The following is a 23,424-nucleotide window of genomic DNA, read 5'->3' on the forward strand; positions in this document are numbered from 1 at the left end:
CTATAGAAGTTTTTTCTTGCAGTCTGGACAAATTCCCTTGATGGTAAGTTCGAAAGAATTCACCTCGAAGTCAGTCATTTCAGAAGGAAACACCTTCAAGCAGGCCTCGTAATATTTCATCGGAATATCAAAGACTCTCCCACAGCTATTACATATGAAGTGGCCATGAGGTTTCACTTCTGAATCATAACGTCTCGATTTCTTCGAATTCGCTATAGCCTTTATGATTCCTTCCTTTTCGAGAACTTCCATTACGTTGTAAACGGTAGCCATCGAAATATTCGGATGAACCTGTATTACCGATCTAAAAACCTCTTCAACTCCAGGATGGCCTTCATGATCCCTTAGAATCCTTATTATCGCTACTCTCTGAGGGGTAATTCTGTAACCTTTGCTTTTTAGAAGAGCAACCGTGTCCTTTATTTCCATACAATTAAAGCCTCCATAAAGGGTTTGAGTAGATTATACAACAGAATTCAGTCAATTTTGAGAAATCTTTATGAAAACCTCAATAAGTCTTACTTTTAGTGAACGCTCGCATTCAGTAGAGATCTTCAAGAAGGGAAGAGAGTGTTTCTGTATCTATCATCCCGAGAAGACTAATCGCAGAGTTCTCCGAGAGTCTCTCAATCGCGTAACTGTAACCGTTTGCCTGGGCCATCTGAGCAGAAAACTTCTGAAGATAGTCCGGTTCGGTGTTGAATGAGAAGTATAGAACCATTCGCCCATACTCGATCGAATACATCAGAACAGTGTAAAGATATGTCTTTCCGTCAGTTGCGAAATCCATCGAAGACCAGGCAAAGTGCTTTTCCAGCATTGCCTCTGAAAAGTATATTGGAGGACGAATTATTATCATGCCTTCAGTAGCGTTCGACAATTTCGACAAAGCTTCGTGAGACATTTCGGAGTAATTCCTGTAACTCGCGCTAATAGTATGAAATGGATACGACTTAACCAGCTTCAACAACTTGTAGCTGTCATCATAAGTAACCTCGAAAGATAGGTTCCCCGATGATATGGTGATTTTTCTGCTGTTGGGAAGATCCAGAAAGAGATCGACCACATAGCTCTTCCTGTTCACCAGGTCAATGAAGTTGTCTTCCACATCTTTGATTTTTGTGAGCGGCTCGAAAGCAATACTTCTTGTGCGAAAGATAGCAAAATGGCCTGAGCTGTTTCTCACCCAGCCAAATTCACCCTTTGCAGAAGAATACGATGTAACCAGTTTATAGGGACCGGATTTGATTACTCGCTCGTTCTTTGCAGTAGTAACTATTCCGCTCTCTTGTACGTATCTATCTACTTCATACGAAGAGTTCTTCAAAACATCTATCAGGGTAGTTAACTCTTCGACAGCATCCTTTCCAACCGCCAGCCCGACAACAAGCAACAGGACAACGAGTACGGACAGTTTTTTCACGGCGATTTCACTCCTTCTGTGTCTTAGAGCGTCTATAGATTAGTAGGTCGTGCTAATTCCAGAGATCTCAAAATCATTCTCCACAGCTGATTCACTAAGAAAGCCGAGCGAACGCTCCATTTCCTTCTCCATCATTACTAGATTATTCCCCTCTGCTTCGTCCTGCGCAAAGGCATTCAGATTGACCTTGAGCCTTTCATTCAGACTCGAGCTACTGCCTAGGACATCTGCGAGCTGGTAAAGCTCTCCCTTTTTCTTAATAAGAATAGTGTTACCCGTGAAGAACGAAACCGAAAAGATACCCAGTACCAAACAGGCAGCTACTGTACCGAGAATTTTGTAAGGTCTGCTCTTTAGCTTCCTTACACTGCTCAGAGTTCTTTTCTTCAGTTCATCAGAAGGCCTGTAGCAACAACTCTCTTTCAGAGCGTCTATAGCCTTCACATAGCCCTTTAGTTCTTTCCTTTCATCTACCCTCAGCTTATCAAACGGGATCTCACGATCCAAAATGCGGACAAACCTTTCTTCATCCAATGTAACCTACCTCCTCGAGAAGCTCCTTAAGCCGCTTTCGAGCGTAATGCAATCTGCTCTTGACCGTGCCGACCGGTTTATCAAGTATGTCGGCTATCTCCTCGTATGACAGATCATCTATGTCTCTCAATTTAATAAGTAATCGGTCATCTTCAGCAAGTCTCTCAACAACAGACATCAGTTCCTCAAAAGAGATCTCGTCCATAACTTCTCTGAACACGTTCGTCGTTGCCGGAGGTTCAAACGTGGCCTTATCTTCACTCTCTCTGAAATCTGTAAGAAATTCGTTGTTTCTCTTCCTCTTCACCAGAGTATCCTTACAGACATTCACGGCTATTCTATAAAGCCAGGTCGAAAGTTTTGCATCCCCACGAAACTTTCTAACGTTCTTGAAGACCTTTATAAAAACCTCCTGGATAACATCCTCAACATCATCGTATCCAAGGTATGATTTTACGACACTTCCCAACCTCGGAGCATATTCATCGTACAAGACTTCGTATGCCCAGACCTTCTTCTTCTTTAGTCCATCTATTAGCTTCTTTTCGTCCAACCATACCACCCTAATCTGTTCTATATGACGATGAAGGAGCGAATACAGTTCAACTCCGCACGTAAATTATATAATTATCCTTAAATCAATCATAACACCGGAGAAGAGACTGCGAATCTTTTGATTAGCGAATCATGAAAAACAAGACCATCTGCAAGCAAAAACTGAAATTTTGAAAAGCAAATCACTGAGCTCCAAAAAGCCAATCATATCGGATAAAATTAAAGGTGAAAGAACTTATTCGCATTACTGGAGGTGAAGTATTGAAACGGGAAGATGCAAAGAAGCTCAGTGATAAACTAACGATGAGGAAAAGGAGCACCTGGTTCTCGCTTGATAAGGAAGAGGTCTTCGCTTACTCGAAAGAGTACATGAAATTCATTGGCAAATCTGTTACAGAGCGCCTGGCGGTGAAGAATCTCGTTGATCTTCTTGAATCGAGAGGTTTCAAGCCCGTATCATCATTTGAGAAGACGGGCGTGAAAAGGGGAGACCGAATTTATCTGACGAAAGACAACAAGGCGCTTATCGCCACAGTGATTGGCGAAGACCTCAAGGAAGGTATCGACATGGTTGCCGCTCACCTAGATGCGCCAAGGCTTGATCTTAAGCCCAGTCCGTTGGTCGAAGATTCGGAAATCGCAATGCTCAAGACTCATTACTATGGAGGAGTTAAGAAATACCAGTGGCTCAACATTCCTCTTGCCTTTGTGGGAACTGTAATCAAGAGTAACGGAGAGTCGGTTGACGTCTCGATAGGATTGAAGAGTGAAGATCCCGTCTTCGTTATTTCCGACCTCCTTCCACACCTAGACAACAGGGAAGGGGATTTCAGAAAGGTATTTCAGGGTAAAGACTTGAACGCAATGTCCGGCACGATACCTATTGTTGAGGGAAAGGATTTCGAGAATCCCGTCAAACTGATGTTCCTTAACCTCCTCTACGAAAAGTACGGACTTGTCGAAGAGGATTTCTTTTCTGCCGACATCCAGCTGGTGCCCGCTCTTGAGCCCAGGGAAGTCGGACTGGATAGATCCATGATCGGAGCTTATGGTCATGATGATAGAGTCTGTTCCTATTCTGCCCTTACTGCGCTTGCAGATATGTCCTCGATTGATAATCCTAAGCGTACGGCAATGGTTCTCCTCTTTGACAGAGAAGAAATAGGAAGCGAGGGGGTCACCGGAGCGAAGGGACAGTTCTGGGTTACGTTTATCGAAAAGCTCCTCAATCTCTCGGGGGCAAAAGGACTTTACGAAATAGATTTCCTTTTGGAGAAATCGAGAATGCTTTCCGGGGATGTCGCAGCCGGGTTCGATCCTACTTTTAAGGATGCTCATGACCAGGCAAACGTGGCGAGATTCGGCTATGGAATCGCTATCCTCAAGTACACGGGTTCCAGAGGAAAATCGGGGACGAGCGAAGCCAGCGCAGAATTCATGGGCTACGTGCGAAGACTGCTTAACCAGAAGGGAGTGCATTGGCAGAGCACCATACTTGGAGAGGTTGACAGAGGCGGTGGCGGTACAGTAGCAAAGTTCTTTGCCGAAAGAGGAGTCACCGTTGTCGATGCAGGAACGCCAGTCTTTGGTATGCATTCGCCGTTTGAGCTTCTCTCCAAAGCAGATCTTTACGAAACTTATAGAGCATACAAGGTTTTCCTGGAGGGGGGCGATGTCTAGAAACGACTGCTCTCCCGAAGCTGTTTCTAGCTGGATAGTTGGAAATTTCCCGCGCGAACAGGAATACGGAGACCCGTTCAAGGTTCTGGTAAGCACAATTCTCAGCCAAAGAACAAGAGACGAAAATACCGAGGAGGCCTCTCGCAGGCTCTTCTCGGTTTACCCAGACCCCCAATCCTTAATTGACGCGAAACCCGAGGATCTCTACGACCTAATAAAGGCCTCGGGGATGTACAGACAGAAAGCCGCAAGAATTATCAATTGCGCCAGAATGATTGTGGAGAGCTTTGCCGGCGTAGTGCCGGATACTCTCGAGGAGCTGGTGACAATCCCTGGAGTCGGGAGAAAGACAGCCAACATCGTTCTAAACGTTTCCTTCAAAAAGGAGGCGCTGGCCGTTGACACCCATGTACACAGAATCGCCAACAGGTTGGGATGGGTGAAAACGAAGACTCCCGATGATACTGAATTTGCACTAATGAAGATCTTGCCACCTAGTATATGGGGACCGGTGAATGGATCGATGGTCGAGTTCGGCAGAGAAATCTGCAGACCGATCGGTCCTAAGTGCAATCTCTGCGGAATCAGCCAGTGTTGCGAATACTTCTCTCTGGTTTCTGAGCAAACCACCGAGAGACAGAAACAACAGAAATGATAATTATTCCCAACGCCGAACTGAGAAATCTCGCCTCCAGAAGATAGCGGCTGCCATTGAGTCTGTAGATCGCAACGGCAAAGGTTGGAAAGTCTTTGCTCCCAAGTATGAGCGACCCACCGAACTCACCCATAGAGATCGCGAAGACAACGGTTGCCGCATATATAATTGTGCTTCTGAAGAAGGGAATGATCATGTATCTTAAACGCTCTATCTTTGAGGCGCCGTCTATCTGTGCCGCCTCAAGGAAGTTCAGTTCTGCTCCGATAACCTGACCGCTTATATAATTTAGAACAACCGGCAGGGAAATCACAATATAGAGCAATAGAATCAAGATTGGAACCGGAAAACCACCGAACACAGTAAGATACGATACTGCCAGTATAGAGGGTGTTACGGAGAGTGCGATCAAAGAAATTATCCGAAGCTGTTTCGAGCCTTTTATGGTTTTTCGTGCCTGCCAGGAAAGCAAAAAGGCTATCGTTACGGTCACTAGCGCCGCAAGGGCAGAGAGTGTCAGTGAATTGATCAGAGTATTTGTCAGACCGGCTCCAATGAGTACGAGTTTCTCACCAAAGAGCTTTGAAATTCTACTGAATATGAATTCCCCTCTCGTCCAGTCGTAGAAGGAACTCAGGAGCGCACCAAGAATTGGAAGCCATTCGAAAAGAAGGAAAGTCCATGAGTAAATCGCCGTAAATCTGTTTTTCTCTTTATACTGCTCACCCTGCTCAAAAGTCGCACTTTTTTCACTCGCTGAGATAAGCAATCCAAACAACATGATGAAAATGAACTGAACGACGGCAAGCACGACTGCGTTTTGAGGAGCAGCCAGAAGCCTGAAATTCATGTAGATCGAGACTTCAAGAGTGGCGAATTGAGCACCGCCAAGGATAAGTACTACTGCGAAAGAGGTAAAACAATAAGTGAAGATGAGCAGTGCCGAATTGATTATTGCCGGCGTAACGAGAGGCAGTTCAACGCGGAGAAGCCTCATTATTCTTCCAGATCCGTCTATCTTTGAGCTCTCGAGAACATCCGAGGGCAGTTTCCTAAGAGCGTTCCCTAGCACGAGAATAACAATTGGCGCATTGTAAAACACGTGCCCAAGGAGAACGGCCCCCAAAGAATAAAGAATCTGTACCCTTTCGAACCCTAAACTAGACAGGAAGTTGTTGAAGATTCCATTTCTGCCATATACAGACAAGAAGCCAATTGCCATAGAAATACTTGGAAAGAAGAATGGTATGTACGTAGTTATACCCAGCAAACTTGAAAGCCGTCCGCTGCTCCTCGCATAGTGTACCGCCGCGGGGAAACCTACGATCATTGCAAGCAAAGTGCTTAGCAAAGACTGTTTTACAGTGAATCCCGCAATTGATTTGAATGAAGGCGATGAAACCACAGAGAAGATCGTTTCAAAGTTTAGGTTTCCAAATGCGAGAAACAGCGGCAAAAGAACAACGGCCGCGATAGCGACTGAGTATATTGTTAGTGACTTACCTTTCGTAAATTACCTCTTCCCACGTTTCAATCAGCTTGGAGAGATCAACATCGGCTGAGAGTTTTAGAATCTTTTCAGGTTTTACCGCATAATCGAAGGCCGGCGGCATCTCTACTTCGATAACCGGGAACATCCACTGGTTCAAAGGGATGTGGCTCTGGAAATCTTCGCTAAGAATGAAATCCATGAAGAGCTTCGCTTCTTCAAGATTATCAGTCCACTTAATTATCCCCGCTCCCTCGACCTGAACATATCCCTTACCCTCGGGTATAACGGTTGAGTAGATCGATTCTCCGTAGTAGTGCTTCGAATACGCTCCATCGGTGGCGTAGGAAACCATGATTGGAGCCTCTCCCGACTCGAACTTCTGGAAGGCGTCGTCCCAGCTCAACGAAACCGTCAGAATCGACGGAGTTATCGCCCGCCAGAACTCTTCGAAGCGCTCTCCAAACAAAAGGTAAGTCCATGCAAGAAATGAGAGACCGGTACTGGAGGTTCTCGGATCTTGGATTATTACGCTTCTTTCGAACTCCGGCTTAGTAAGGTCCCACAAGGTTGAAATTGACTCTTCGATCTGACTTCCGTTACAGATGAGCGCTATACTTCCAAAGTCATAAGGCGTGAGTCGCCACTCCTCATCCAGCAGGAGATCGTTGCTTATGATTCTCTCAAAGCCCATGGGGCGATAAGAGAGAAATATGTCCTCTTCGAAGGCCCGCCGCGAAAGAAGATTGTCGATCCCAATAACGACATCTCCATCAAACTTCTCTCTCTCCGAAATAATCAAGCTCAACAGTGAGCCCGAGTCTCCCACCGCACGAAACTCGACGTCAATTCCAGTCTGTTCTGTGAATTTCCCAAAACTCTCTTCGGCAAGCGGTTCGAGGGAATCATATGAGTAGACAGTCAACGCTGATACTGCTGAAAGAGAGAGGAAGAAGATCATCAGTGAGAGCAGTAATGCTCTTCTCATAAAAATACACCTCCTGTAAATGATTACCGGAGGCGCACTCACTGGCCGTCCCTACGCCGGTCCTAACCGGATCAGGTTCATGGGGTCTGCTTTCAGCACTCTCAGCCCTTTGGGCTCCCCCGGCAATCAATTATACCACCGTCCGTTTGGTGATACAATTGACGAGGAGGTGGTCATTTGAAGGCTGCAATCCTTCTTACAGGCGATGAGATTACTAAAGGAGTTGTCAAAGACAGTAACGGCGGCTATCTTTCTGAAAAACTCACTGCCCTGGGATTCGAAGTTCAGTCAATAGTCATTGTACCCGACAGGAAAGAATTCATAGAAAGAGAAATCAGTAACGCTCTGGATAGAGCCGATCTCTTGCTAATAACTGGCGGACTCGGAAGCACTTTCGACGACATAACGCTCCAAACGGTTGCCGATTTTCTCGGGAAAGAGCTGATTTATGACAGCGAGTATCATTCGTCGCTCTCCGAAAGTTTTGAAGAAAGGTATGCTCGAAAAGCTCCCGCAGGGTTGAAAAGACAGTCTTTTGTGATTCAGGACTCCATTCAACTAGCAAATCCATCGGGAAGCGCGAGAGGAGCTTACATAAGAGAAGACAATAAGGAAATCGTTATACTTCCGGGACCTCCAGTGGAGATGGAAGCGGTGTTCAGAGAGGCGCTTAAGTTCATCACGCTCCCACCGCCTTCTTATTCTAGAACAATTGGTTTTGTCGACCTTACGGAACCCGAAGTAGAGGAGTTCACGGAGCAGATGCTCACGGAATTTCCAAGCGTCAAGTTTGTCACGAGAGTAAGATACTTCTCGGGGCCAACTGTCATTCTCACTTCGGATAATGAATCTATCCTTGAAGAGATCTGTTCGTTATTCACAAGACGATGGAAGAAATACGTGTATACCACGACCGGCGAAGAGTTGGTCCAGGTAGTAGTGAAAGAGCTCAAGGCTAGAAAACTATCTGTCTCGGTTGCAGAATCCTGTTCGGGGGGGCGTCTCTCAGCTCTTCTAACATCGGTTCCCGGAGTATCCGATGTTTTTCCCGGTGCAATTGTCTCCTATTCCAACGACATCAAGATATCACTTCTGAAAGTGAATGAAGATACTCTGAATCGCCATGGGGCAGTTTCAGAAGAGGTTGCCGCTGAGATGGCGGCCGGAACAAAGATCCTTTTCGGCACAGACATCGGTCTTTCCGTCACGGGAATAGCCGGACCGACTGGAGGCACAGAAACTAAGCCCGTGGGTATGGTCTGCTCTGCAGTCAGGATCGGCGATTTAACAAAAACTTATACCGACATGTTTAGAGGGGATAGAGAGACTATTCAGCTAAGAGGGGCAAGTACTGTTTTGAAGAGATTGTGGAGGTTATTTTGGAACGAGTTTTATATAGAGTGAATGAACCAATCTCCTGGGTTGAAAAAGGAAATTATAATGCTTCGCGAAACTTGATCATCTTCCCAAGTGAGAGAATGCTTGAATCCTTCATTGAGATCCATGAGAAACGTGAAGGAGACGGCTTCTTTTTCTCTCATGATGTCTTTCCATTTGAGGAAATAGGTACTTCTTCGAGGATAAGATCGGAAAGGTTAGCCCTGCTCAGAAAGCTTCTCCTCGGAGAGCTGAGAACGGTTTATACTTCTTTTCACGGAATCCTGAGAAAAACCGTACCGATCGAAGTTTTCGAAGAGCTGTCCTTCAAGGTTGAAGTCGGCGGCCCGATGACAATCACCGAGAGCCAGCTTCAGAGTCTCGGATATTCGAGATCATTCTCAGTTACTATCCCGGGAGAGTTCGCAATAAGAGGTGGCATTGTAGACGTCTTCATACCCGGATCGGAAATGCCGGTGAGGATAGACACCTTCGACAGGGAAATTGAGTCCATCAGGAGTTTCGATCCCGTCTCCCAGAAGAGTCTACAAAGGTTGAACGAAGTGTTGATTACTCCTGCCGCAGAAGGAATTACGGCTTCACCTTTCAGAGAAACTGCATTGAAGCGAATCAGGGCGGCCGAGCAGGCGACTGGGGTCTCAGATGAGATTCTCTTAGACCGACTGGATACCATGGACACAACGGCCGGCATCTTCTACGAACGCCAGTCGATACTTCTCGACTTTCTAGAAGGTTACAACGTTATCTTTGTGAAGCCCGACGATGCGATCGTCGAGTATGGAAGAAGAGAACGAGAAACACTGGAACTCCTTTCCGAAAAGGCGGTAAGAAAGTTCCTTTACATTAGGTACGGGGGAGTATCGTCGGAAGTGCTGATGAAGCTCAAGGAATATTCGATCGTTTCCGACGGCGACGTCTCTTCTCTAGACTACGACGAAGAACTGACTGAAGAACTTCAGATCATCAAGAGACCGAGAAGAGAAGAGGAGTACTTACCGAGAATTCCCGTTGTCGACTGGACGGAACTTGAAGAGGGAGACTACGTAGTCCATAAGGAGTATGGCATCGGGCGGTATCTTGGAGTGAGAACGGTAGAGAATATTTTAGGAACGAGAGAATATCTTCTACTTGAATACAGAGATGGGAACAAGATCTATGTACCGGTAGACAGGGTAGATCGGGTCCATAAATATATAGGAAGCACCGAAGGAATTCAGCTGAACTCCTTGCGCGGAACTGCCTGGACGAGACAGAAATCTAAGGTCAACAAAGAGGTAAAGGCCCTCATCTCGGACCTGTCGAACCTCTACGGATCTAGAGAAGTCACTTCCGGCGTTCCGCTCACTGGAGACAGCGAAATGGAGAAGGGCTTTCGCGACAGCTTCCCGTATGTCGAGACAGAAGATCAACAAAAGGCAGTAGAAGAAGTAATGGAAGACCTTCAAAGCACCAAACCTATGGACAGACTCATAAGCGGTGACGCGGGCTATGGAAAGACCGAAGTTGCTTTACGCGCTGCGTTCCGAACGGTGGTATCCGGAAAACAGGTGGCCGTTTTGGTTCCCACTACGGTACTGGCCCGACAACATTACGAAAACTTCGAACGCCGGTTGAATCCCTTTGGAATAAGAGTCGAGATTCTCGACCGTTATCGGACCGATGTACAGCGAAACAAGCTTTTGAAGAAACTCAAGAAGGGCGAAGTCGATGTTGTAGTAGGAACACACTCTCTACTTTCGAAAGAAGTGGGGTTTGCCGACCTCGGTCTCGTCGTGGTCGACGAAGAACAACTTTTCGGAGTCCTTCAGAAAGAGCATTTCAAGAAGCTCCGCCTTCAGGTAAACGTTCTCTCAATGAGCGCGACTCCGATTCCGAGAACTCTTTACATGTCTCTCTCCGGTCTGCGAGATCTTTCGATAATCTCCACACCGCCTGCGGGACGCACCTCTCCAGAAATCTACGTTGGACAGATCAACGATAGACTGATCAGAACCGCGGTCCTCAGAGAGACCAATAGGGGTGGCCAGACGATCTTCGTTCACAACAGAGTGACTGAGCTGCAGGAGTTACTCTCTCGATTGAGAGACCTTCTGCCCGAAGTTAAGATAGACGTCGCCCACGGGCAAATGAACAAGTCCGCATTCGAGCGAACAATCAGAGACTTCTATCTTGGCGAACTAGACATGCTTTTGTGCACAACGATAATCGAGAGCGGAGTCGACGTTCCTAATGCCAATACTCTTATAGTCGATGACTCTCATAGATACGGACTTGCCCAGCTTTATCAGTTGAGGGGAAGAGTTGGCAGAAGCAACAGAAGGGCATTCTCGTACTTTCTGTACGATCCAAAGAGATTGTCCGATCCGTCGAGAGAGAGACTGAAGGCTTTGAAGGAGTTTTCCGGAGCGGGAAGTGGTATGAAGATCGCCATGCGGGACCTGGAGATAAGAGGATTCGGGACCTTATTGGGAGCGGAGCAGCATGGAAACATAAACTCCGTTGGACTTTATCTCTACCGCGAGATGGTAGAAAAGGCAATGAGGGAACTTCATGGTGAAGAAGAGATCGGAGTAGAGGAGCGAACCGTCGATACTGAACTTAAGAACATTCCATTCGATATGGTTATCCCCGAGGAATATGTTTCCGATTCCATTGAAAGATTGAAGATCTATCGGAGAATAGCCGCATGCAAAGCTCAGGACGAGATAGATGAGATCGAATCGGAGCTTCTGGATAGATTCGGTCGGCTCCCCTCTCAGGTCAACTCGCTTCTCGAAGCTTCGAGGGTAAGATTAGGCGCATTCAACATCGGGATAAAAATCGTAGAATACGATCCACATTCAGAGAGTATAGTTATGTTACACGGTGAAAACCATATTCGGGATTCATTGGGGATCAAAGGAAGAAGGTTAGTTGTAAATGAACGCGAGGGCAAATCGATACTCTACGGCGTGCCGGAAAGACATCTCATGAGAACACTGAAATCGCTTTTTCTTGGAGCTGAGAGAAATGTTCAATGATCCTATATGTGCACTTTCAACACCGCGCGGACTTTCTGCTACCGCTGTAATTAGATGTTCCGGAAAGGGGATAGTTTCAAAGATAAGTCACCTGCTGCCGGACTTGAAAACCTTGAAACCAAGGCATGCTCACTTGACCTCATTTATGGAAGGTGATCGCTATATCGATGAAGTTGTCGTCGTCTTCTTCCAAGGACCGGCTTCGTACACCGGAGAAGATCTAGTTGAGCTTTCTTTTCACGGCAATCCCCTCATAATTGAGAACGCGCTTGAATCATTATTCAGAGTGGGTTTTAGAATGGCCCTCCCCGGAGAGTTCACAAAGAGAGCAGTCCTGAACGGGAAATTCGATCTTGTGAAGGCCGAAGCGATCAACGCCCTGATAGCCTCTAAGACCGAAAAGTCTCTTGAAGCTGCAATCAAAAGCTTCAGAGGATCTCTTTCCGAAGAAGTGGCTTCATTCAGAGAGAAGATGGTTCGTCTCCTCGCCTCAGTTGAAGTCGAGTTGAATTATCCCGACGAGATTGAGACCGACTACTCTTCGCTCTATGACGAGCTTGTGAGCTTGAAGAAGGAAATGTGCGAATTCATAGAAAAATCCAGGAACGGTGTTGTGATCTCTCAGGGTATAAAGACCGCAATCGTAGGAGAGACGAATGTAGGTAAGTCGACTCTTCTGAATGCCCTTTTGAAAAGAGATAGAGCGATCGTGTCCGAAATCCCAGGAACTACAAGAGATACGATCGAGGAGGATCTCAACATCGGCGGCGTACTCTTCCGAGTAATTGACACGGCAGGAATAAGACAAGCCGAGAATGAAATCGAAGTGCTTGGAATTGAGAGAAGTCTCAAGGCCATCGAAGAGGCCGAACTGGTAATACTGCTGCGCGACCCACACAACCCTGAAAGCAAAGACCTCGAAGAAGAATTGAGAAACAAAGGAAAGAGGCTTATAGTAGCCGCGAACAAATCCGACATCAGAAAAGTCGAGCAGCATCATTTCGACGTTGTTATTAGCGCAAGAACTGGAGAAGGTTTGAAAGATCTAGAGAAGCTTATGTTAAAGAGAACGGAGGAGATTACTTCCATAGGAGACGAGGTAATCATCAGTGCGAGGCAGAAACAAAAGCTCTTAGATGCGGTCGATTATATTGCCAGATCTATTGAGGCCATCGAAGGTAACATTACCGTTGATGTTTTAAGCACGATGATCGAGCAGGCAGCAAGGAGTCTGGACGAACTTCTTGGAACACACATAACGGAAGACGTGCTGGAGAGAATCTTCAGCGATTTTTGCGTGGGGAAGTGATTTCGATGACTGGAATTCTTTTGCTTTTAGTCGGATCTGCGACAAGATTTCTGCTTTCGCCTCTATGGTTTTTCCTTGCCTGTACACCGTTCTATATAGCCTTTACGGTTCTAAGAAAGAGGTTCGACTATCGAGTTCTGGTCCTGGCTCCGTTTGTTCCCATAGTTGCAGAGATAATTGCAATTTTTTCAGGCAATTTCAGAGCCGGATTTCTTTTTGGTGATGTAATCTGCATAATTACGGTTCTACTGGGAATGGGAGATGAGCGTCCCAAGGAAAAGATGACAAGGGAGCTCGGCCTGTCAGGACCCATAAACAGAAGAAGGGTCAGTTCGGTGTTCTACACGTTCGGAAGAGTCGCCCAGATCGAAAAAGTAAATATGAGCCAGAGCTATTCGATAGTCCATGAAAATGCCTTCCATTTCACGGTCGATGTGCCCGGAACGGGGAGAGTGAAGATGACAGTTCCGCTTGAAGAAATAGAAGAGGTCTCGGTTCACATGAGCATGTCCCCCGGTGAGCTGTATCTTCCTTCTCTGAGGGATATGTTTCTTCCCGCAAAGAAGATCAAGATGATAGGAAAGCCAAAGATTAAAGACTACTTCCTGCTCGTAAAGACTTCTGAGGATACTTACTCTTTCTATGAGGAGCCGTCGACGGTACTGAGGATTCAAGAGGAAATTGAAGAAGCAAAGAAGAAAATCTCAGTGACCTGAAGAAAGGCCTTCCCTCGACGTCCGTTATTAATACAGCGGTCGATACAAGTAGAGATATTTGTCGGCTAACGATTCTATCAATAACATACTTGTTTTACTAGCTTCATACTTAATGTTACCGGCGCTCCTTCTTTCCTACGATATAATGTCATAAAGGAAGCGAGGTGTTTATTATGGATAAGACGAAGAAGCACCACTTTGATACCCTCTCGATTCACGCCGCAGAGCAAGAAGACCAAAATCAGTCTCTGAATCCGCCAATATACATGACCTCTACGTTTACATTTACTGACCTGCAGCAGGCGGAGGATACTTTTTCATTCAAACGACGTGCCTACGTATACACACGAGGTGGGAACCCTACGATAAATCTTTTCGAACAGAGGCTGGCAACCCTGGAAAACGGTGTTGACGGGGTAGCCTTCTCTTCAGGCATGGCAGCCATAAGCTCAGTTGTCATGTCCTTTGCCGCCGCTGGGGATTCGTTGGTTGCCCACAGGAATCTCTACGGCTCTACATTCGGTTTTCTAAATCACCTAATAACGAACTACGGGGTCAAGACGAAATTCATAAACATGACCGATCTTAACGCCGTAGAGAAAGCTATTACTTCGGAGACAAAGCTAATCTACCTTGAAACTCCTACCAATCCTGCACTCGAGATAATCGACATAGAAGCACTCGCTAAGATCGCACATTCAAACGGTGTCAAGGTAGTTGTCGACAATACATTTGCAACACCCGTCTTTCAACGACCGCTTGATTTCGGCGCGGATGTCGTGCTTCACAGCGCAACGAAGTACATATCCGGTCATGGAGACGTAATCGGCGGCTTTGCAACTTCAAAGGACTTCGACTACGTTCAAAAGCTCAAGTTTGGATACATGTGCGAACTGGGGGGAGTGATGAGTCCCTTCAACGCCTGGTTGTTGCTTAGAGGTATGAAGACATTGGGCCTTAGAATGGAGAGACACGAAAAAAACGCAAGGGAAATCGCAAACTTTCTGAGGAACCGCCCCGAAGTAGTGAAGGTATCTTATCCTGGCTTTGAAGATCATCCCGGACATGATATTGCATCGCGGCAGATGGAAGGATTTGGAGGTATCATAAGCTTCGAATTGAAGGGTCCAAGAGAGAACGCTGAAAGCTTCGTGAGAAATCTGAACCTAATCAAACTCGCGGTATCTCTCGGTGATGCCGAGACACTGGTGGAAGTGCCAGCGATGATGACTCACAGAGATTATCCGGAAGAAGAGCTGCACGAATTCGGCTTTTCAAGCAAGACTGTACGAATTTCTGCTGGACTTGAGCATTACTCGGATTTACTCAATGATATCGAAAATTCTCTCGACAAGGTTTACAGACAATGAAAGCGCTTGTCTTTGATGGCACCCTTAAACTGCTGGACGTTCCGTTACCGGTAAGATGGCCCGGAACATCTTTGGTAAAGGTCAATCTTGCCGGGATATGTAATACAGACTTGGAGATCACCCGCGGCTACATGGACTACCATGGAATTCTCGGCCACGAGCTTCTGGGGACGGTTATTGAAAGCGACTCGGCCATCTTGTCAGGCAAACGTGTAACTACGGAGATCAACATTCCCTGTAAGACCTGCGATCTCTGCAAACAGGGGCTTCTCAAACACTGCAGAAACATCAAGACCGTTGGAATCTCCGACTACCCGGGGGTATTTGCAGAGTACGCGGTACTTCCAGACGAGAATCTTCATGTGATTCCAGAATCTGTTTCAAGTCTGAAGGCAGTATTTACCGAACCTCTGGCAGCGGCGGCTCAGGTCTTCGAGTCCGTAGAACTCTCACCGGATCAGAGAGTCTGCCTGATTGGTGACGGAAAACTGGGTTTGCTTATTTCAATGGCTCTTTCGGCAAAGAAGATTGAACACCGACTGGTAGGTAAACACTCCCAAAGGATAGGGCTTCTCGGAAGCAGCTCCGGTGCGCTATTTTTGAGTATCGATGAAGCCGAATCTTACGACAGGCACTTCGATATCGTAATCGAAGCAACGGGAAACTCTTCAGGACTTGCTCAAGCGCTTAGGCTAGTAAGGCCACAGGGGAAGATAGTGCTGAAAAGCACCTATCAAGGAATACCGTCATTTGACGTGACGAGCGTGGTCGTTAGGGAAATAGAATTGATCGGTTCAAGGTGCGGACCCTTTGATAAAGCTATTTCCATGCTTGAAGAAGGAACGGTAGACCCAACAACACTTATCGAGAATATCTTTCACATCGACGAATCACTAAAAGCTTTTGAAGCGGCAAAGAAGTCGCTCAAGGTGATAATAAGGATGGATTGATTTTGAGCAGTAAATATAAGATGTACTTCTTTGATCTGGATCACACGATCCTTGACTTTGAAAGGAGCGAAGTAGAATCTCTTCTAGAGCTCTTCAAAGCGCGAGATATTGATCTCTCTGAAGAACAGGTGAGATCCTATCAGTCTATAAATTCAAAGTGGTGGGGCTATCTTGAAAAGGGAACAAGGAATAAAGAAGAAGTAGTAGTCGGAAGGTTCAGGGAATACTGTGATTCTATTGACGTAAGCTTTGATCCTGAGGAACTTAACGATGAATACCTTACAAGGCTTTCGAGAAAGGCATATTTCCTGCCCGGCGCAAGAGAGTTTCTCACGACCCTGAGGCGACAGGGTAAACGGATGGCAATAATAACCAACGGTGTATATCGCGTACAGCATAACAGATTTCTATCTGCGGGCCTCCCCGAATTTTTCGAATTCTCACTTTCTTCCGAAGAGGCGGGAGTGGCAAAACCCGATCCAGGAATATTTCATGAAGCAATCCGCAGGGCTGGCGTTCAAAGGAATGAGGTTGTGTATATAGGAGACAGCCTTGAGTCAGATTATAGAGGAGCCGAAAATGCGGGAATCGATTTCATCTGGTTTGGAAAACATGTCAGGAGAAACAAAGGCCCCGTTAACATAGCAAGAAACTACGATGAGCTATTAATGCTTCTTGTCTAGCTGCTGTTCCCTTACGTTAGTTTCCAGTTCCCGACTAGGGCAACGCGGGAGGTTAGAGGTATGAGGTTAGAGGTAAGAAGATCAAGCTCTTATCGCTCTTTCAACCTCTTCCCTCTGACCTCGGCTTTTACCAAGAACCTGGACGCGCAGCGTCGGAACGAAGAACCGGTGTTTATTGGCGGGGACGCTGTACCGTTGACTGGCAAATGGTTTTCATCAGCGTACAGCGGATTCATGCTCCTAAGCGAACAGCGGCTCTCAAGACCAAGATGGTAAAACAAGTTCAGGCCGACGTTTTCGGAATCAGCAAACACTGTCGTACCCGGCTCGCTTTCTCGAATGTTCTTACTTAGTCATCCCGAACTTGTTTCGGGATCTGTGTTTCCATCTTCGAAGGCGGAGGACGGTGGAACTTTGACTGGCAAACGGTTTTCATCAGCGTACAGCGGGTTCTTGCTCCTAAGCGAACACGGCTCTCAAGACCAAGATGGTAAAACAAGTTCAGGCCGACGTTTTCGGAATCAGCAAACACTGTCACACCCCTCTCGCCTTCTCGGGTGTCTCTCACATTGTCATCCCGAACTTGTTTCGGGATCTGTGTTTCCATCTTCGAAGGATCCTCTCGGAGGACGGTGGAACTTTGACTGGCAAACGGTTTTCATCAGCGCGCAGCGGGTTCTTGCTCCTAAGCGAACAACGGCTCTCAAGACCAAGATGGTGAAACAAGTTCAGGCCGACGTTTTCGGAATCAGCAAACACTGTCGTACCCGGCTCGCTTTCTCGAATGTTCTTAACTTAGTCATCCCGAACTTGTTTCGGGATCTCTGTTTGCATCTTCGAAGGATCCTCTCGGAGTACGGTGGGCCGTTGACGGTTGACCCGAAACTCTTCCTGCGTAACAGCCTCACTTCCGGTGATGTTCTTCGCCGCATCACTTCAGCTCTCGCCAGTCTGCTAATTTCGGAGGCCGGTGGACCGTTGACTGACAAAGCCATCTACTCTCAAATTTTTGAAGACCTTCCCGGAAGCTTATCACCAAGTTATGATAAAATCCGATTGGCCGTGTAGCAAGCTGCTTTTTGGTGGTGACCTTTATGGATTATAGTTCTATTGTCAGGTTAATCGGCGTCGGATTGTCATTACTCATGCTCTTGTTTTCTTTCAGATCGTACAGGCGAAAGCGGTTGATCGACGACATGCCAACTTCGAAGGCACACGGGGTCTTCATAGGTCTGGTGGAAGTGTCGGGAAAGGTAGAATGCCAAAACCCCATTACGAGTTACCTTACAGAATCTACATGCGTGCAGTACTCGTGGGAGATCTCTGAACACTGGAGCAAGACGACTACGGAAACCTATACCGATTCAAAGGGGAAGACCAGAACGAGAACAAAACGTGAGAGTGGTTGGAAGACAGTCGCATCTGGTGAGTCGATGTGTCCATTTGATCTCCGCGACGAGACAGGCACGATTCAAATTAGACCCGAGAAAGCGAAAATCGAAGGAGTGAGAGCGATGGATTTGAGATGCAGATCGTCCGATCCGCTGTACTATGGCAAGGGTCCTGCAGAATCGATAATTCACTCTGATCACTTAAGAATGTTCACTGAATCGATTATTCCCCTTGACGCAAGAGTTTATGTTATCGGCCAGTCGAGAGAAAGAGAGGATATTGTTGCCCCTGAGATCGCTCATGATGAGAGTTCACCCCTCTTCTTGATTTCAACTCGTGAAGAAGAGAGAATCAGCAAATCGTACTCGCTAAACTACTGGCTGCTTTCTCTAGGTGGATTGGGAGTATCGTTGATCTCATTCTTCATAGCAAGCAGGATTGGCTTTTATAGATGGATACCTTCCGGAGTCTCAGATTACTTCATGCCGACCGGAATATATCTGGGCCTCTGGCTGATAGGATGGTTTTGGACTACTTTCAATAGCCTCAAATCACTTAGAGAAAGAGTGAGACAGGGCTTTTCACAGCTTGAGGTTCAGCTGAAAAGAAGGCATGATTTGATACCGCGCCTTTCTTCCGCCGTCTCGAGTTTGATGAAGCATGAACAGAGTATCCAGACAAAGATTGCAGCTCTCAGAAGCGAGGCAGCCGTAAACGCGAAGGCAGCCAAACGCCTCCTGGTTCTTGTCGAAGACTATCCCGAATTAAAATCAAGCGAAGCAGTATCCAGACTTCAAAGAGAACTATCGGATACCGAAAATAGGCTAGAACTCGCCAGAGCTTATTACAATAACATCGCGACATTTTACAACACAAGGCTCGAGAGAATCCCCGACAATGTAGTCGCTACACTGGCGCGTCTAAAGAACTGTGAGTTATTGCTTCAATCAGAAGGCGACGGAGATTCCAAATAGGCCTCCATCGGGGCTGGATGTGCTTTCAGCAAAAGGTATGTCCAGCTCGAAATAGAACTTCCCATTCGTCAAGAAGAGACCTGGAATGATCCCCACTTCACTAGCCACGAAAAGCTGAAGTTTGGCCCCAACCATCCAGTCTCGTATGTAAAAGCCAGCCATCGGGGCTACTCTGAGGAAAGGTATGAAGTAGTCATCTCTGCTTATTCCGCTTGGTTTTTTGCCTAAAAAGACCCCTCCACTCACCAGAAGGGCTGCGTTTCTGAAGCCCGGGACTCCCAGCTTTGCCCCAGCTTCGACGGTAGCTGCCGGCGCGGAAATGAAGATGCTTGGAATTGCCACCCTAAGTGAACCTTCGAGATACTCCGTAAGACCCATCCTGGCAAGATACTGGAAACTCCAAGGGGCAAGAATAGATTCTTCGAAACCCACAAGGAGATCCATTCCAACGGCCTGTTTCAACGTGCCGCTAGGTAAAATCTCCGGTCCCATCATTAAAGCCATCGGAACGCAACCAGAGAGCAGAAACACAATTACCAAAGAAAAAATCATCCATTTCATAGTATTCACTCCTCTACTCCCCTAAGCGTCATGAAGGAAGATTTGAAAAGCTGGAACTGAGCGGGTGGTTCAGGAATCTCTGCCTTTTCACAGAGGAAGATAAAAAAGCTTAGCATCTTCCTGAGGTGACCAGGTGAGACTTCCTCATCTAGGAATCCTTTGTTTAGGTAGGCACCACGCAGGGCTTGGAGTATTTCTTCGACGCTGTACAGTTCAAGAGCCGGTACCTCAAGCATCGAAGCCAGCTCATCTACTACGTCTATCATGGGATCCTCACTCTCATAAATCCTTTCAAGAGATGACAAGAGCTCAGAATAGAAGCTCTCGGGATCCTCCCATTCCCGAGAATCATTGACTATCTTCATCGCCTCATTCTTCTCTTCCGGGGAGAGCGAATCGAACATCATCTTGAAGACGTCTCTGTTCTCGAAGATATATGTATACTTTCCCTTCGTCAAGCCAAAAGCAGCCAGGGTATCTAGATAGCCTGCTTCGATCTGAAGTATGGCTTTCTGGGAATCGAAATCCAGAGTACTGCCGTACATAACTCTCGGTCTTATATGGGTGAGCTTAGCCCCGGAAAGATACGCCTGGAACTTCCCAATTCTATCTCTAAGAGCAGTTCTACCGATATCGACTAGAATGATCTCTCTAAAACCTCTTTCCAAAGCCATCTCAACTGGCTGATTTGAGTAGATTCCTCCATCGACAAAGGCCTTTCCGTCGATGACTACCGTTCTGAATCCGGGGAAATTCGCGCTTGCCATCAAATAATCCACTAGAGATCCTTGAGGTATATCTTCAATGAAGAGCATTTCGGGTCTGACATCGGTCAGATCAAAAGTCACAAGTCCGAAGTCCATCGAGGAGTTTCTCACGGCTTCTTCGGATATCAAAGAGCTGAGCAGCTCCTTGAGGGGCGTCACATCTATGCCTTCATTGATGACGTCTACAGCTCCCTGATAAAGCTCACCGAGACTCCAGTCAGAACCTCCTCCATATGCCTCGATCAACTTCCGCTGCGCTTCCGTTGGCTTCATCACGCTCTCTTCAGAAATGTTTCTCCAGACATCCAATGCTTTGTCGAAATCGCCTTGTGCAACTGCAGCGGCATTAAGAGAACCTACCGAAGTACCGTAGACTCCACCCAAATCGACTCCGAGATCTATCAAAGCCTTCCAGGCACCGATCTCATAGCCGCCCTTCGCTCCACCGCCTGAAAGAACCAGGGCAACACTTCCCGACAACATAATCAAAGGAGCCAAGATAAAAAGAGCAACCGCGAGACTTCTCAATTTTTACACCTCTCTTCGGCAGTTTATAGAGGGATAATAGCATTATCTCAAAGCAAAACGGAAGAGAAAATCTAAATCTGACCTTTTCATTCAAGAAAAGAGATGATTAAAGGGATCGAAATTAGGGAGAAAAGAGTTGAGGAAGCTATCAATCTTGAAGAAAGCTCGAAGTCCGAATCAAAAAGCCGAGCAAATATCGACGTATTAGCTGCAGCCGGCATTGCACTCATTATTATCAGCACTTTCTCAACCGTTTGCGGGAGCCTCAAGAAGGAAAGGAAAAGAAAGACTATCATCGGCGCAATGCAAAGTTTCAGAAGGCTGTAGATTATTATCGTTCGCCCTTTCAGTATCGTGGAAATCTTCGAACTTGCCAAAATAATTCCTGCAACGATCATGGCCAGGGGGATAGTGCTCTCCCCAAGAAGTGCAAGAGCTTCGTCAAGAAAGACCGGAAGTTTAAGAGGTGTGAAGAAGAGAACAAGGCCAATGAAGACCGAGATCATTCCGGGATTCAGAAAGGCTTTTTTCCCTGACAGTTCCGTCTTGCCCGTCATTATCCTGATCCCAACGGTCCAGGTTAATATGTTGAACCAGATATTAAACACTGCACTGTAAAAAACACCTTCCTTTCCGATCACCAACTCCACAACCGGGTAGCCCATATAGGCGACGTTTCCGAAGAGCACAGCATAACGAAATACACTTCTAACATCACCGGTAAGTCTGAGAACTCTGGAAGAAGCAATTCCCAGGATCCAGAGAAACAAATAGAGCACACCACCGGCCATTAACAATATTACGGAGTTCGAAAGCATTTCGTAAGAAAAGTCGAAATTCATAGACTCTACTATCAAAGCGGGTAGGGTTATGTACAGGACAAATCTTGAGATCCCCTTTGTGAATAGATCGTCGGCCAAATTACTTTTCTTCATAATGAATCCAGTTCCTATCAAGACAAAGAAAGTAAGAATTTTCGAGACGATTGCGCTCATCAAAAGGATTATAAACCAGCATAACAAAGGACAGAACAAAGAGAGGAGACTAGACGTACTTAAGGACCTTGAATGACCAATACTGAAGAACCAGGGCATTACATTAATGACTCAAAATTGTGATAAACTAGTCTTGTTAAAGATTATACTTTCCTTTTTGATATCCGGGCCATCCGGCTTTTATATCGGTCAAACAAGATATGTTATTAAAGGATGCCTGTCGGGCAGCCTCAATTCCTTAATAAAAGGGGGTTTTTGAATGCGCAAAGCACTATTAGTTCTGCTGGTAGTTCTTGTAAGCGCGGCTTTCATGTTTGCCGCAGAATTTCACATCGGCGTTGTAACCGGAACGGTGTCACAGTCTGAAGATGATCTTCGAGGCGCCGAAGCGCTGATCAAGAAATACGGAGATGCTGCTTCCGGTGGGATGATCGTACATCTTACTTACCCTGATAACTTCATGTCTGAACAAGAGACAGTTATAGCACAGATAACTGGTCTCGCAGACGATCCTCTGATGAAGGCTATCATTGTCAACCAGGCAATTCCTGGAACAGTCGAGAGCTTCAGAAGAATCAGGGAAACAAGACCAGACATTCTTCTTCTTGCCGGTCTGCCTCACGAAGATCCTCCAATGCTAGCCGATGCAGCTGATCTTTCCGTCAACGCCGACTCACTGGCACGTGGCTACCTCATAATCTACACGGCCAAGCAGCTGGGCGCAGAGAAGTTCATGCATATCTCATTCCCAAGGCACATGTCTTACGAACTTCTTTCCAAACGAAGAGACATTATGAGAGCTGCATGTGAAGAACTCGGCCTCGAGTTTATTGACATGGGTTCTCCTGACCCTGTCAGTGACGTTGGAATCGCAGGAGCACAACAGTTCATTCTTGAAAAAGTCCCCGCCTGGCTTGACGAGTATGGACCAAAGACCGCCTTCTTCTGTACAAACGATGCCCACACAGAACCTCTTCTCAAGAGAGTTGCCGAACTTGGCGGTTATTTCATCGAAGCCGATCTTCCTTCTCCTCTCATGGGCTATCCTGGCGCACTTGGTATCTCCTTCACTGAGGAAGAGACTGGCAACTGGCCGGCAATACTCGCAAAGGTAGAAGAAGCCGTTGTCGCGAAAGGTGCGGCAGGAAGAATGGGTACATGGGCTTACTCTCTTGGTTACACGACTACAGCAGCTCTTGCTGAACATGCCAAGAATGTCATTGAAGGCAAATGTGAGGTTGACGACTTCGATGCAGTTATGGCTGCATTTGCCGAATACACACCAGGCGCGGCTTGGAATGGAAGCTATTACGTCGATGCCAATGGAATCGAGCAAGAGAACTACCTCCTGATCTATCAGGATACCTACATATTTGGCAAAGGTTACATGGGAATCACGGAAGTAGAAGTTCCTGAGAAATATCTAAACTTCTAGGC

General features: G+C 46.5%; 20 protein-coding genes and 1 riboswitch. Of the genes, 11 read left to right on the plus strand and 9 right to left on the minus strand.

Annotated features, from left to right (window positions below; all coding sequences use genetic code 11):
* From THEBA_RS06390 to THEBA_RS06405, 4 genes are all read right to left on the minus strand, one after another.
* On the minus strand, positions 1-429 hold the full coding sequence (locus THEBA_RS06390) for a Fur family transcriptional regulator (RefSeq protein WP_014730933.1): 429 nt from the start codon (positions 427-429) through the stop codon (positions 1-3).
* 112 nt (positions 430-541) lie between these two features.
* A complete protein-coding gene (locus THEBA_RS06395; RefSeq protein ID WP_014730934.1) occupies positions 542-1,423 on the minus strand; it encodes a hypothetical protein in 882 nt (293 codons plus the stop codon).
* A 39-nt stretch (positions 1,424-1,462) separates the two neighbouring features.
* Positions 1,463-1,957 (minus strand): hypothetical protein, encoded by a 495-nt coding sequence (locus THEBA_RS06400; protein WP_014730935.1) that lies wholly within the window; start codon positions 1,955-1,957, stop codon positions 1,463-1,465.
* Positions 1,950-2,510 carry an RNA polymerase sigma factor gene (locus THEBA_RS06405; RefSeq protein ID WP_014730936.1) on the minus strand — a complete coding sequence of 187 codons (561 nt, stop codon included), beginning with the start codon at positions 2,508-2,510 and terminating at the stop codon, positions 1,950-1,952. Before THEBA_RS06405 ends, THEBA_RS06400 begins: the two co-directional genes overlap by 8 nt.
* Before the next feature lie 263 nt (positions 2,511-2,773).
* Here THEBA_RS06405 and THEBA_RS06410 point away from each other — a divergent pair, with 263 nt between their 5' ends.
* Complete coding sequence (locus THEBA_RS06410; protein WP_014730937.1) at positions 2,774-4,192, plus strand: aminopeptidase; 1,419 nt, start codon at positions 2,774-2,776, stop codon at positions 4,190-4,192.
* Entirely contained in the window at positions 4,185-4,847 is a 663-nt protein-coding gene (gene nth / locus THEBA_RS06415) for an endonuclease III (RefSeq protein ID WP_014730938.1), read from the plus strand. Before THEBA_RS06410 ends, nth begins: the two co-directional genes overlap by 8 nt.
* On the opposite strand, the gene THEBA_RS06420 is transcribed toward nth, so the two are convergent.
* Positions 4,777-6,303 (minus strand): ABC transporter permease, encoded by a 1,527-nt coding sequence (locus tag THEBA_RS06420; RefSeq protein WP_006486615.1) that lies wholly within the window; start codon positions 6,301-6,303, stop codon positions 4,777-4,779. The genes nth and THEBA_RS06420 overlap by 71 nt on opposite strands.
* Before the next feature lie 43 nt (positions 6,304-6,346).
* Positions 6,347-7,324: a thiamine ABC transporter substrate-binding protein gene (locus THEBA_RS06425; protein ID WP_006486617.1), complete on the minus strand. Its 978-nt coding sequence runs from the start codon at positions 7,322-7,324 to the stop codon at positions 6,347-6,349.
* Between the two features lie 30 nt (positions 7,325-7,354).
* Positions 7,355-7,455, minus strand: a riboswitch (TPP riboswitch).
* Positions 7,456-7,501: 46 nt separating this feature from the next.
* On the opposite strand from THEBA_RS06425, the gene THEBA_RS06430 reads away from it, so the two are divergent.
* The 8 genes from THEBA_RS06430 (at position 7,502) to THEBA_RS06475 (ending at position 19,136) form a co-directional block, all read left to right on the plus strand.
* Entirely contained in the window at positions 7,502-8,728 is a 1,227-nt protein-coding gene (locus THEBA_RS06430) for a nicotinamide-nucleotide amidohydrolase family protein (protein WP_006486619.1), read from the plus strand.
* A complete protein-coding gene (gene mfd / locus THEBA_RS06435; RefSeq protein WP_014730939.1) occupies positions 8,704-11,742 on the plus strand; it encodes a transcription-repair coupling factor in 3,039 nt (1,012 codons plus the stop codon). Before THEBA_RS06430 ends, mfd begins: the two co-directional genes overlap by 25 nt.
* Positions 11,732-13,051 carry a tRNA uridine-5-carboxymethylaminomethyl(34) synthesis GTPase MnmE gene (mnmE, locus tag THEBA_RS06440; protein WP_014730940.1) on the plus strand — a complete coding sequence of 440 codons (1,320 nt, stop codon included), beginning with the start codon at positions 11,732-11,734 and terminating at the stop codon, positions 13,049-13,051. Before mfd ends, mnmE begins: the two co-directional genes overlap by 11 nt.
* Before the next feature lie 5 nt (positions 13,052-13,056).
* The gene (locus THEBA_RS06445; protein WP_014730941.1) at positions 13,057-13,767 is read left to right on the plus strand and encodes a hypothetical protein; all 711 of its coding nucleotides are present in this window, start codon (positions 13,057-13,059) and stop codon (positions 13,765-13,767) included.
* Between the two features lie 173 nt (positions 13,768-13,940).
* Complete coding sequence (locus tag THEBA_RS06450) at positions 13,941-15,137, plus strand: trans-sulfuration enzyme family protein (protein WP_006486627.1); 1,197 nt, start codon at positions 13,941-13,943, stop codon at positions 15,135-15,137.
* Positions 15,134-16,087, plus strand: coding sequence for an MDR/zinc-dependent alcohol dehydrogenase-like family protein (locus tag THEBA_RS06455; protein ID WP_006486629.1), 954 nt, complete (start codon positions 15,134-15,136; stop codon positions 16,085-16,087). Before THEBA_RS06450 ends, THEBA_RS06455 begins: the two co-directional genes overlap by 4 nt.
* A 2-nt stretch (positions 16,088-16,089) precedes the next feature.
* On the plus strand, positions 16,090-16,770 hold the full coding sequence (locus THEBA_RS06460; RefSeq protein ID WP_236609223.1) for a YjjG family noncanonical pyrimidine nucleotidase: 681 nt from the start codon (positions 16,090-16,092) through the stop codon (positions 16,768-16,770).
* A 1,094-nt stretch (positions 16,771-17,864) separates the two neighbouring features.
* Positions 17,865-19,136 (plus strand): LemA family protein, encoded by a 1,272-nt coding sequence (locus THEBA_RS06475; protein ID WP_014730945.1) that lies wholly within the window; start codon positions 17,865-17,867, stop codon positions 19,134-19,136.
* Here the strand turns inward: THEBA_RS06475 and THEBA_RS06480 are convergent.
* The 3 genes from THEBA_RS06480 to THEBA_RS06490 all read right to left on the minus strand — a co-directional run bounded on the left by THEBA_RS06480 (position 19,110) and on the right by THEBA_RS06490 (position 21,987).
* Positions 19,110-19,697 (minus strand): hypothetical protein, encoded by a 588-nt coding sequence (locus THEBA_RS06480; RefSeq protein ID WP_014730946.1) that lies wholly within the window; start codon positions 19,695-19,697, stop codon positions 19,110-19,112. The two genes, THEBA_RS06475 and THEBA_RS06480, sit on opposite strands and share 27 nt — an antisense overlap.
* Before the next feature lie 5 nt (positions 19,698-19,702).
* Entirely contained in the window at positions 19,703-20,992 is a 1,290-nt protein-coding gene (locus THEBA_RS06485) for a patatin-like phospholipase family protein (protein WP_014730947.1), read from the minus strand.
* Between the two features lie 86 nt (positions 20,993-21,078).
* Entirely contained in the window at positions 21,079-21,987 is a 909-nt protein-coding gene (locus THEBA_RS06490) for an AEC family transporter (RefSeq protein WP_236609224.1), read from the minus strand.
* A gap of 259 nt (positions 21,988-22,246) precedes the next feature.
* On the opposite strand from THEBA_RS06490, the gene THEBA_RS06495 reads away from it, so the two are divergent.
* Positions 22,247-23,422, plus strand: a complete 1,176-nt coding sequence (locus THEBA_RS06495) for a DUF3798 domain-containing protein (RefSeq protein WP_014730949.1) — start codon at positions 22,247-22,249, stop codon at positions 23,420-23,422.
* The last annotated feature ends 2 nt before the right edge of the window (positions 23,423-23,424 follow it).

This window comes from Mesotoga prima MesG1.Ag.4.2 (assembly GCF_000147715.2).
GTDB lineage: Bacteria > Thermotogota > Thermotogae > Petrotogales > Kosmotogaceae > Mesotoga > Mesotoga prima.